The organism is Amaricoccus tamworthensis (assembly GCF_049800875.1).
GTDB classification, from domain to species: domain Bacteria; phylum Pseudomonadota; class Alphaproteobacteria; order Rhodobacterales; family Rhodobacteraceae; genus Amaricoccus; species Amaricoccus tamworthensis.
This window is the reverse complement of sequence record NZ_JBNAFV010000004.1, coordinates 295,268-304,938: the sequence shown is the minus strand read 5'-3', so window position 1 is coordinate 304,938 and position 9,671 is coordinate 295,268. Positions and strand designations below refer to the sequence as shown.

Genomic DNA, 9,671 nt, shown 5'->3' with positions numbered 1-9,671 from the left:
TTTAATCTGAGGCATACCCTGCAGCTTTGAGGAAATTCCAGCACTCCTGCGGGTCGAACAGATCGCAGATGTCTCCGAGCGCCTGAAACAATGTTTCAAAGGTTCTGGCGCCGATGCGTCGCAGGTGGGCTTTGAGCTTCGAGAAGGCCATTTCGATGGGATTGAGATCGGGACTGTATGCGGGCAGGAACAAGAACCAGCAGCCGCGCTCTTTCAGGGCTTGTGCCGCACGCGGGCTTTTGTGGGTGGACAGGTTGTCGAGGATCACAACTGTTCCGGGTTCGAGCGCCGGGGCCAGTTGGGTTTCGATGTAAGTGTCGAAGGCCGGACCGTTCATGGCTCCCTTGATCACCCACGGTGCGATCAGGGCATCCTGCGTCAGCCCTGCGATGAAGGTCTGCGTGCCCCATTTGCCAAAAGGTGCCCCGGCATAAAGCCGCTCACCGACAGGGGCCCGACCGCGCAACCGTGTGAGGTTCGTCTTCACGGCAGTTTCATCGATAAAAACCAGCCTGTGCGGCTCCGCGCGCATACGGGGCTGGCGGCGCTTGATCCAATCACGGCGGGCCTGGAGCAACGCCGGTCGGTCACGTTCCGCCGCGATCAGTCCTTTTTTTATATGACAGTCCGGCGCGTTCGAGCGCGCGGTGCAGCGAGGAGAGCTGTACTTCCACGCCATGTGTCTCTGCGAGGGCGGCGGCCAGTTCCTTGAGCGTGATGTCCGGTTCGGCCTGCACGATCTCCAGCAAAAAGTCCCGGTGCGGGGCGAGTTTGCCGAACCGGCCGGCGGTACGACCTTGCGGCTTGGGAACCGCCGTGCCGTGTTTACGGTGCTCCGCTGCCAATCGCACCGCCGTGGCTGCGCTCACACCGAACAGCCGCCCCGCTGAACGGGCCGAATTGCCCTTAGCGACGTAGGCGCAAATCCGTTCCCGAAGGTCCAAAGAGTAAGGTTTGCCCATGATCCACCTCCAAACAGAAGTGAATCAGACGAAGGCGGGCTTGTGAATCCCAATTCGATTCAGATCAAACGCAAACCGCTTTAGTGCATGGATACTGTTTCGACTGAGGCCATGTCAGGCAAGGTTCCGTCGGCTCTGGTTTCGGCAAGGAGCCAGTCCCTAAAGGCACTGATGACTTTGTCGTCCGAGCGGCGGCCGTCGCAGGCGATCGCATAGATCGTGAAGGGGGGTGTTTCCGGCTCGAACAGCCGGACAAGGCGTCCTTCCGAGAGGGTGTCGCGGATTACGGCGTCATATGCGAGCGCTACGCCCAAACCCGCTTCTGCGGCGGTGGTGGCGTACTCGCAGTTGGGGTAATGCGGCCCTTCAGCGGATGCGGTTCCGACAACTCCCGCCGCTTCGAACCATTTCGGCCACATGTCATCAGTCTGGTCCCTGAACAGAGTGACCCCCAGAAGGTCCTTGGGATGGACAATACAGTGCCGCCCGGCGAAACCCGGTGCGGCAACGGGTGTGCGGGCGGAAGTAAGGAATGGCCAAACCGCCACGCCGTCCTGGGGATCATCGCGCCATTTGATCACAACATCAGCATCGTTTGAGTTAAAGTCAGTGGACGGTGCGCCATCGGCTATGCGAAGGCGTACGGCCTCGGAGTGTCGGAAACGTGGAAGCCTCGGCAGCAGCCAACGGGCCGCGAAGCCCGGTGTGCAAAGCACTTTTAAAACTTCGCTGGAGTGGGACCGGATCTGTTCCGTGCTGTCGGCGAGATTGTCCAACAGATCAGTCATTCGGCCGGCATAGGCCTTACCGGTCGCGGAAAGTGCAACCCGGTTTCCATCTCTCTGAAACAGTGAAGTCGCGAGGTAATCCTCAAGCGCACGTATTTGGTGGGATATGGCCGATGGTGAGACACAGAGTTCATCGGCAGCAGACGCGAAACTGAGGTGGCGCGCGGCTGCTTCGAAAGCCCGGACCGCCGAAAAAGGCGGAAGGTTTCTCTTTCGCGACGTTGAAATCTATTCATCCTCCCATGAAAATTCGTCTTTTGTCCCGGAAACCGTGCTCCTGTTAGGTTGAATTCACAACATAATATCACCGGGAGATCGGGATGTCCCTCATTTTCCAAGCGACCCGGGCCTTTGCGTTTGGGTTCGTACTGGTATTTGGTTCAACACTTCATTGTCGGGAATTGGTGGCTGAACCACTTGCCCCGGTCATATTGGAGCTTGAAAACTGGCTCGACGAAAATTCCGGGTTGCCGCGGGCCGAACATTTGCCAACAGTACGGTTTTCCGGTCCGGAAGCCCTCGGTGACGTTGCAGATCCGACAATGTCGATTGGGTCCCGTACCCGTGGCATTTATGAACCCAAAACCCAAACCATAACCCTGATCACACCCTGGAGCGCTTCGGATCCTGTCGATTTATCTGTTTTATTGCATGAACTTGTACATCACCGCCAACCTGGTATTCGTCAGGAGTGTCCGTCGTCCCAGGAACCCGAGGCTTATCGTTTGCAGCAGAAATGGCTGGCTGCACGGGGGATCGCACTGGATGTCAACTGGGTGGCAGTCGGTCTGACATCAGGATGCGGGTTGAGTGATGTGCACCCCTGAGAAGGTGCCGTTGGGTGTTATGGTTTTGGGCGATCATTTACAGAAAAAAAATAAGTCGGCTGCCGGGTCAGCAACATTCGGAACCCAGAAAAAACGGATCATCGGCGTTTTTGATCTCGCAGGCGTTGCCGTCGGGGTCGGTGAAGGTGCCGACGGTGCCCCAGGCGAAGGTGCGGACGTCCACGGTGATGCCGCGGGCCCGGAGGGTTTCGGCGACGGCGGGAACGTCCATGACATTGAAGCGCAGCATGGTCGGGTTTTCGGAGTTGGGCTTGCGGGTGTCGCGGGCATGGCCGCCGGTTTCGATCATCAGGTAGCCGCCGCCGAAGCGGAGGCAGCAGAGGCCGTCCTTCTCGAACCAGAGAGGTAGGCCGAGGATGTCGCGGTAGAAGGTCACGCAGTCATCGAAGCGTTCGGTGCCGAGGATTATCCCGAAGTGTTGGGTGAGGGTGGCGAGGTCGGAAGCCGTGTTCAGTTTGGCGTCGCTCACGCCAAAACCACCGTGGCGGCGAGCAGGAAGAGCACGGTTGTTATTGGCGCCCAGAGTTTACGCTCGGCTGCGGAGGGGGTGATCCAGTTCAGGACCATGCTGAGGCCCTGAACCGCGAGGGCGGCCCATGCGGTCCACCGGGGCCAGTTTGGCCAGTGGCCGTCGGCGGACAGGACCGCGAGGGCCATGGCAATGAGCAGGAGGATGGAGACGGCGGCGATGATGCGGCCCGAGCGGGGCAGCGGGCCGTCAACCTGGCCTCCCTGGGTGATCCGACCCCAGGGGGCGCCGAGGATCAGGGCGATCTGAAAGCCGATTACGCCGATGATGAGCGTGGAATAGATGTAGGCCATGGCGGTTGTCCCTAATCCTCGCTGACGATGAATTCGGCCAGGACGGTCTGTTGCAGGGCGAAGAAATTGTCGTCGGAGATCAGGGTTGCGCGGGTGCGACCGTCGCTGTCGCGCCAGACGGTGATGCCCTCCATGTTGTCCATTTCTCCGATGCCGGTCTCAAACAGGGTGGCCTCGTTGGTCAGGGAATTGCCGGAGACGTCGAAGCGGCGGACGCGGGTGGCGAAACCGCCGAGCCAGGTGAAATGGCGCTCCAGCACGTAGAGGCGGCCATCGGGGCCGAAATCCGCGCCGACGACCAGGAACTGACCGTCGCGGCGGAGTTTCATGGAGCGGTCCCATTTCCCGCCCCTGTAGCGGTAGACGGGGTATGGCCGTTCGAGTTTGCCGGAGCGTTCGGGGATGGCGTGGAGGGTGCCGCCTGCGTCGATGGCCAGGGCCTCAAGGCCGGAGTTGTTCTGAAGCCTTGGGAATTGCGGGTGTGAGGGTACGTCCTGGGCAGGGCCGGAAATGGAGGGGTAGCGGCGTATGCGGTGGAAGGCCTCGAAAGAGACGAACAGCGCGCCGTCGCGGGCTTCGGCGAGGCCCTCGGCATCCACGTTAACGTCGTCGAGCGGATCGCCGGAAATGGCCAGAATTGGCTCGATGCGGGTCGTCTGGACCGATGTGAGGCGGCCGTTTTCGCGGGTGATTTTTCCCTGAACCCAGTTGCCCCGGTCGGAAACGGCGGTGATTTCAGTGCCGTTATTGCGCAGGATGAGGCCGGAGAGGCCGCCGAAACGGACGTCCCTGTCGGTCCAGGTGATTTCCGCGTCGGGGATCAGTTTGGGACCGGCCGCGCAAAGGGATGCCATGGCGCAGAACGCCACGGCCAGGAATGCTGTCGTCCTCATCCGTCGTTTAACACGTCCCCGCACTGTCCGGGGAGATCCGCCAGCACCAGGGGTGCCTTTTTCTTCGGGGCGGGTGCGTTGGGATCGGGGGGCTGGAGCGCGTCGGTGACCCACCAGATGGCCTCCTCGCAGCCATCACCTGCCGGGAGTGGCGCGGGATTTTCACAGCCCACGGCTCCTTTGGGGCAGTTCATTCGAACGTGGAAATGGGTGTTGTGGCCCCACCAGGGACGGATTTTCCGCAGCCAGGCCCGGTCGTTTTTGGGCGCGTCGGCGCACATCTGGAGCTTCACCGGAGCGGTGATGAAGATGCGGTTCACGCGGGAGTCGCGGGCGGTGGCCTCAAGCAGGCGGTGATGGGCGCGGGTCCAGTTGGAGTTCACACTTTTGCGGTCGGCGGAGCGGACGTTGAGTGACGAGATGTTTTCCCGCTCCGCGCGTGTGAGGTTGAGCCGCTCCGGCGGCAGAAGCCAGACGTCGATGTCGAGGCCGATCTGGTGCGAGGCGTGGCCGAAGACGGGGCCGCCACGGGGTTGGCTGATGTCACCGATATAGAGACCCTTCCAGCCGACTTTTGTCGCGGCAACGCTGAGTTGCTGGGCGAAGCGGACGGCCTCCGGGTGGCCCCAGTTGTGGTTGCGGGAGAGACGCATGGCCTGCCAGGTGGGGCCGGTTTCGGGAAGTTGCACCGCGCCGGCGAGGCAGCCTTTGGCGTGACGACCGACCGGGTGCGCGCCGTGGGACGATGGGGTGGATTTGGACGAGAAAAGATCCCTGGCCGTCTGCGCCTGTGACGGGCTGGCCGTTGCCAGGACCGTGAGGGCAAGAGCCGTGAGTAGAGCGTGTTTCATGAATCAGTGCCGTTTCCGCGATCAGTGCCCCCGCTCACCCAACGTAGCAGAAATAATCCGATCAGAAAGAGAAGTATGACGGGACTGACGCCAAGACGCTGTGATCCGGTGACGGTGGTTGCGATGGCGATGGCGGCGGGGCCGATGAAGGCGGTGGCCTTGCCGGAGAGGGCGTAAAGACCGAAGGCCTGGCCTGCGTCGACATGGCCGCGGGCCTGGTCAATCAGCAGCGTGCGGGAGGCGGCCTGGAGGATGCCCGCGCCCGCGCCGAGAAGGCCGCCGGCGATGAAAAACACGATGTCGGGCAGGGTGGAGTTGGGGGGGACGGGGATCATCAGCACGCTCTCGCGGCTGGTCAGGAGAGCGGTAAGCGAGACGACGATCAAAAGCCAGATCGCGGCGCGGATGACCGGACGCGGGCCGAAACGGTGGTCGGCCTTGCCGCCAAGCCATGCGCCGATGGCGCCCGTGCCGGCGGCGATGATGCCGAAGACACCGAGTTGGAACAGGCCCCAGTCCAGCACGCCGCGCGCGTAAATTCCACCGAAGGCAAAGAGCGCGGCGAGGGCGTCGCGGTAGATCATGGAGGCGATGAGATATGTGGTGAGGCTGCGGTGGTGGCGGAGGTTTTTTAGGGTGGTGAGCAGATCGCGCAGACCCGTACCAACAGCGCCCGTGAGGTTGCCACGGCGGGGGGCGTCCGGTGTGAACAGGAACAGCGGCAGCGCGAAGATGATGAACCAGATTGCGGCCAATGGCCCGGTGGCGCGGGCGGGTTCGCCGGTGGCGGGATCCAGGCCGAGAATGGGCGCGATGCCGATCAGGGTTTTGTCGCCACCCGGTGCGGGTGCCATGAGGGTCAGAACGATGATGAGGGAGGCCAGACCGCCCGCATAACCGAGCGCCCAGCCGGAGCCGGAAATGCGGCCGGTTTCGCGGCCGCGCACGAGGTCGGGCAACATGGCGTTGTTAAAGAGAAGCGTGAATTCGGAGCCGATGAAGGCGATTATGAACAGCGACAGGGCCAGCCAGGGCGTGGCATTTTCGGGTGTGGCAAGCCAGAGACCCAGGCAGCCGATAACGTAGGGAATGGAAAACGCGGCAATCCACGGTTTGCGCGCGCCGGTACGGTCGGCGACGGCCCCGACGACGGGTGCAAGGATTGCGGTGGCGAAGCCGCCAATGGCCGTGGCGGTGCCCCAGAGGGCTTGGCCCTGAACCGGATCGCCCACGACGGAGGCCACGAAGTATGGTGCGAAAATGAAGGTGACGATGAGGGTCTGGAAGGGCTGGTTGGCCCAGTCGAACATCATCCAGGCGCGGATGCCCCGGCTGTTGCTGTGTGTCATGTAACTCCCCGGGAGGCGGCCTGCACGGGCATTTGACCCGTCCTTTACCGAAGCTTCAAGCATTGACTTGCAGGCTGACACACGGGCGATTAGGTGTATGGGCGGAAAACACGGCTCAGAGGTTGGATTAAGCGCATGATGTCACTCATCCAGATACTGCTCATGATATTGAGCATAGCGAAATTTATTGTTTTCGCCCATGTGATCATGAGCTGGCTGATCAACTTCAACGTGCTCAATCCGAACCAGCCGCTGGTCTGGCAGATCTGGAATGGTCTGAGCCGTCTGCTCGATCCGATTTACAGCCGGATCCGCAGCTTCCTGCCCAATATGGGTGGTCTGGACCTGTCGCCGATTGTTTTGCTGGTGGCGATTTTCGCGCTTGAGATCATTCTGACCAACAACGCCCGCAGCCTGGCTTACTAGCCAAGTATGGAAAGGCGCGGGAGCGGGACGCGGGCCTAAGTGCGGCCTGCGAGAGCCTCTTTCATGTCGAACACGGTGGCCCGCATCGGGGTGTCATCGATACGGACGAAACCTTCGTTTCCGCGCTGTGTGTCTAGGATTGTGTTCATCACGACGAATAGAAACGCGGAAAGCACGAATGTCCGCCACGAGAGGGAACGGCCGACCAGGCCGGCTCTGTTGCCCAGGAGGAAGAGCGACATCAGGGCCGCCGCGAGCAGCATGAGCTGTGTTACGTCGGAGACCGGGTGCGACAGGGTTTTGACGCGGTAGAGATGCGCGTCGAGGGCGTCGTTCACGGCCCCGGCGACAAAGGTTTTGATGGGCGCCGGAACAGGGTCCTGTGTGACTTCCACGGTCAATGGCCAGAGAACGGCCTGGGCCTCAAGAGTGCGGTTTAGAAAGTCCCGGGCTTTTTCGAGAGTATTGATTTGACCGTCACCTGCCGGAAGCCTCGTCTCGGCATATTCGTATAGGGCAACCTGTAGCGCCGTGCGACCCGGTTCAGACAGGTAATCGGCCCGGAGGAAAGCGGTTCCGAGGGCGGCGGCCTCGTCGACCATGGCCGTTTTGCGCTCGTTGGAGATCCCAAGCGCGTTGCCAAAGCTGAAGGCCAGCAGAAGCCCGAGCAGGGCCAGAATCGCGCCAAGCGTGGTCTCGCCCACCACCGCGTCCACCTCGCGACCCCGTGCCAGAAGCCATCTACGCCGGGCCGCGCCGGTAAAGTAGCCGACAACCGCCGCTGACGGGAGCGTCGCGAGCAGAAGCAGGGCGACCTGTGGCAGGCTCAGGACCGGCAGGGTGATTTCGCCATAGAGAGACGTGGCGGTTGTAGCGTCCATTGCCTTTTGCTCCCGACCTCACACTGGATAAGCCACTATTACCAACTGGGCCGTCATCTCAAGCCCGCGCGGGCAGTCGACCGCGGAAAGGTAAAGATGGCGTATCCGGTTTCCCTTGGCGTGTGGTGCGCGGCAAACCGGACCTGTGGGGCCGTTACGAGTGGACGCCGCTGTAGGCCGCGTCGCCCCAGAGTTCCTTGACCCGGCCGTCGCGGCCGCAGCTGAAACGGTAGTAGCGATAACGGACCGGGTTTTTCTGGTAGTAGTCCTGGTGGTATTCCTCAGCCGGCCAGAAGGTTGAGGCCGCGAGGATTGGGGTCACGATGTCCTGGCCGAGATCGTTTGCGGCCTCCTTGCGGGACGACTTGGCGATACGGGCCTGGTCGGTGTTGGCGGCGAAGACCGCGGTGCGGTAGCTGTTGCCCCGGTCACAGAACTGGCCACCCGCATCGGTGGGATCAACGCTGCGCCAGAAGACGTGCAGAAGCTCCTCATAACTCACTTCGTCGGCGTCGTAGGTGATCTGAACCGCCTCGTAATGGCCGGTCTCGGTTTTGGAGACCTGCTCGTATGTCGGTTCCTCAAGGTCGCCGCCGGTATAACCGGAGGTGGTGGACATTACGCCCTCGACCTTGTCGAAATCGGATTCAACGCACCAGAAACATCCACCCGCAAAAATGGCCGTTTCCAGTGTCTGGGCCTGCACGGTCGTACTGAGCACGGTTGCGGCCAGCAGGGCCGCCAGGTGGGTGGATTTCATAACTCGATCCTCTTTCACCGTTCATGGGGCTGCCATTCAAGGCGAAGTCCGGTCATGCGGCAAGTAAACAGGCGGTGAGGACATGGCCGTGCTGGCTGCGGCGTTAACCGGTTGTTGGTGATACGGCCACGGGCCGCACCAGAATTTATCAATTCATTGAGGTGTGACGGATAACTCTCTGCCTGTTTTGGGAAATTGACGTAAGGAACGATATGAGCAAGGTCGTTTTCAATGCCGCCAAGGCGGTCAAATCCGGGTTCTCGATCAGGGACACCGACATTTGGGAACTTGCAACGGAGTCAGCGTTTCCGACCGGCCGTTACGACAGTTTCACCGAAGAGACAGCATCCGGTGGCTCAATCATCATTAGCGGCGACTTCTACCGGGAGATACGCGGTGGGGATGAGTGGAACACCGGCGATATAAGTTCGATCATTCTCGAGGACGATAAAGGGAAAGAAATTCTTGAAATCAAGGGTATGGACTCGAGTCTTGAGGATCTGATTGATCAGTTTGATATTCATGGAAATGTCGAAAGCAAGTCCGCACTTAAGGCAATTTACGGGCCGATCTTTGATGATGTTACCGAGGTCAGGCTGTCCAATAAAAACGACCGGGTCGATATTGATGACGTGACGCTCAACAGCGCGGCGAAAATTCGTGGTCTGGATGGGGACGACCGGATTGCCGGGAACGGCGGGAAGAATTTTCTCAACGGTGATCGGGGTGATGATGTTCTGCGCGGCAAGGGCGGATCAGACAAACTGTGGGGTGGCAGGGGGGATGACGACCTGCGCGGCGGCTCGGGGCGGGACAGGCTCGACGGTGGCAAGGGAAGTGACGTTTTGACCGGCGGTGGCGGGGCGGACACGTTCGTCTTCCGCAAGGGCCAGGCCGATGGGGACCGAGTCACCGATTTCCACGACGGGTCCGATCTGATCCGCATGATCGGCTTTGACGGGTTCGATGACCTGTCGGTGCGGCAGAAGGACTACGGCCTTGTCATCCGCTCCGGCGACGATCGGATCGTGCTGGAGGATGTTCTGAAGGACGATATCAGCGCCGCTGATTTCCTGTTCTGAGCGTGTGCG

12 protein-coding genes and 1 pseudogene are annotated in these 9,671 nt (G+C 61.1%); 3 read left to right on the top strand and 10 right to left on the bottom strand.

Annotated features, from left to right (window positions below):
- Position 1: 1 nt before the first annotated feature.
- The 3 genes and pseudogenes from ACP15P_RS10420 to ACP15P_RS10410 all read right to left on the bottom strand — a co-directional run.
- A protein-coding gene (locus tag ACP15P_RS10420; protein WP_424926437.1) for an IS630 family transposase occupies positions 2-962 on the bottom strand; the annotation gives its coding sequence in 2 pieces (ribosomal slippage) (positions 2-616 and positions 618-962; 960 coding nt in all).
- Positions 963-1,042: 80 nt separating this feature from the next.
- A complete protein-coding gene (locus tag ACP15P_RS10415) occupies positions 1,043-1,750 on the bottom strand; it encodes a LysR substrate-binding domain-containing protein (protein ID WP_424928387.1) in 708 nt (235 codons plus the stop codon).
- A gap of 30 nt (positions 1,751-1,780) precedes the next feature.
- Positions 1,781-1,978: pseudogene (locus tag ACP15P_RS10410) on the bottom strand (LysR family transcriptional regulator); the annotation flags it as partial.
- A gap of 92 nt (positions 1,979-2,070) precedes the next feature.
- Between ACP15P_RS10410 and ACP15P_RS10405 the strand changes: the two are divergent.
- Positions 2,071-2,577 carry a DUF6647 family protein gene (locus ACP15P_RS10405; RefSeq protein WP_424928386.1) on the top strand — a complete coding sequence of 169 codons (507 nt, stop codon included), beginning with the start codon at positions 2,071-2,073 and terminating at the stop codon, positions 2,575-2,577.
- 67 nt (positions 2,578-2,644) lie between these two features.
- On the opposite strand, the gene ACP15P_RS10400 is transcribed toward ACP15P_RS10405, so the two are convergent.
- Genes ACP15P_RS10400 through ACP15P_RS10380 form a run of 5 tightly spaced genes read right to left on the bottom strand, consistent with a single transcriptional unit; the run spans position 2,645 to position 6,513 of the window.
- A complete protein-coding gene (locus tag ACP15P_RS10400) occupies positions 2,645-3,067 on the bottom strand; it encodes a VOC family protein (RefSeq protein WP_424928385.1) in 423 nt (140 codons plus the stop codon).
- On the bottom strand, positions 3,064-3,420 hold the full coding sequence (locus ACP15P_RS10395; protein WP_424928384.1) for a hypothetical protein: 357 nt from the start codon (positions 3,418-3,420) through the stop codon (positions 3,064-3,066). The genes ACP15P_RS10400 and ACP15P_RS10395 overlap by 4 nt, the downstream gene beginning before the upstream one ends.
- Before the next feature lie 11 nt (positions 3,421-3,431).
- Positions 3,432-4,313, bottom strand: a complete 882-nt coding sequence (locus tag ACP15P_RS10390; protein WP_424928383.1) for an esterase-like activity of phytase family protein — start codon at positions 4,311-4,313, stop codon at positions 3,432-3,434.
- Positions 4,310-5,164 (bottom strand): penicillin-insensitive murein endopeptidase, encoded by an 855-nt coding sequence (gene mepA, locus ACP15P_RS10385; RefSeq protein ID WP_424928382.1) that lies wholly within the window; start codon positions 5,162-5,164, stop codon positions 4,310-4,312. The genes ACP15P_RS10390 and mepA overlap by 4 nt, the downstream gene beginning before the upstream one ends.
- Positions 5,161-6,513, bottom strand: coding sequence for an MFS transporter (locus ACP15P_RS10380; RefSeq protein ID WP_424928381.1), 1,353 nt, complete (start codon positions 6,511-6,513; stop codon positions 5,161-5,163). Before ACP15P_RS10380 ends, mepA begins: the two co-directional genes overlap by 4 nt.
- Before the next feature lie 135 nt (positions 6,514-6,648).
- Here ACP15P_RS10380 and ACP15P_RS10375 point away from each other — a divergent pair, with 135 nt between their 5' ends.
- Entirely contained in the window at positions 6,649-6,939 is a 291-nt protein-coding gene (locus tag ACP15P_RS10375) for a YggT family protein (protein ID WP_424928380.1), read from the top strand.
- Positions 6,940-6,974: 35 nt separating this feature from the next.
- Here the strand turns inward: ACP15P_RS10375 and ACP15P_RS10370 are convergent, their stop codons facing one another.
- Both ACP15P_RS10370 and msrA read right to left on the bottom strand, forming a co-directional pair.
- Positions 6,975-7,820 carry a hypothetical protein gene (locus ACP15P_RS10370; protein WP_424928379.1) on the bottom strand — a complete coding sequence of 282 codons (846 nt, stop codon included), beginning with the start codon at positions 7,818-7,820 and terminating at the stop codon, positions 6,975-6,977.
- Positions 7,821-7,974: 154 nt separating this feature from the next.
- Entirely contained in the window at positions 7,975-8,580 is a 606-nt protein-coding gene (gene msrA, locus ACP15P_RS10365) for a peptide-methionine (S)-S-oxide reductase MsrA (protein WP_424928378.1), read from the bottom strand.
- 212 nt (positions 8,581-8,792) lie between these two features.
- On the opposite strand from msrA, the gene ACP15P_RS10360 reads away from it, so the two are divergent.
- Positions 8,793-9,662 carry a calcium-binding protein gene (locus tag ACP15P_RS10360; protein WP_424928377.1) on the top strand — a complete coding sequence of 290 codons (870 nt, stop codon included), beginning with the start codon at positions 8,793-8,795 and terminating at the stop codon, positions 9,660-9,662.
- Positions 9,663-9,671: the final 9 nt, after the last annotated feature.

Bases quoted from the DNA above. Each gene is read 5' to 3' on its own strand.
- ACP15P_RS10415 (WP_424928387.1), bottom strand. From the start codon at position 1,750: ATGACTGATCTGTTGGACAATCTCGCCGACAGCACGGAACAGATCCGG.
- ACP15P_RS10405 (WP_424928386.1), top strand. From the start codon at position 2,071: ATGTCCCTCATTTTCCAAGCGACCCGGGCCTTTGCGTTTGGGTTCGTA.
- ACP15P_RS10395 (WP_424928384.1), bottom strand. From the start codon at position 3,420: ATGGCCTACATCTATTCCACGCTCATCATCGGCGTAATCGGCTTTCAG.
- ACP15P_RS10390 (WP_424928383.1), bottom strand. From the start codon at position 4,313: ATGAGGACGACAGCATTCCTGGCCGTGGCGTTCTGCGCCATGGCATCC.
- mepA (WP_424928382.1), bottom strand. From the start codon at position 5,164: ATGAAACACGCTCTACTCACGGCTCTTGCCCTCACGGTCCTGGCAACG.
- ACP15P_RS10380 (WP_424928381.1), bottom strand. From the start codon at position 6,513: ATGACACACAGCAACAGCCGGGGCATCCGCGCCTGGATGATGTTCGAC.
- ACP15P_RS10375 (WP_424928380.1), top strand. From the start codon at position 6,649: ATGATGTCACTCATCCAGATACTGCTCATGATATTGAGCATAGCGAAA.
- ACP15P_RS10370 (WP_424928379.1), bottom strand. From the start codon at position 7,820: ATGGACGCTACAACCGCCACGTCTCTCTATGGCGAAATCACCCTGCCG.
- msrA (WP_424928378.1), bottom strand. From the start codon at position 8,580: ATGAAATCCACCCACCTGGCGGCCCTGCTGGCCGCAACCGTGCTCAGT.
- ACP15P_RS10360 (WP_424928377.1), top strand. From the start codon at position 8,793: ATGAGCAAGGTCGTTTTCAATGCCGCCAAGGCGGTCAAATCCGGGTTC.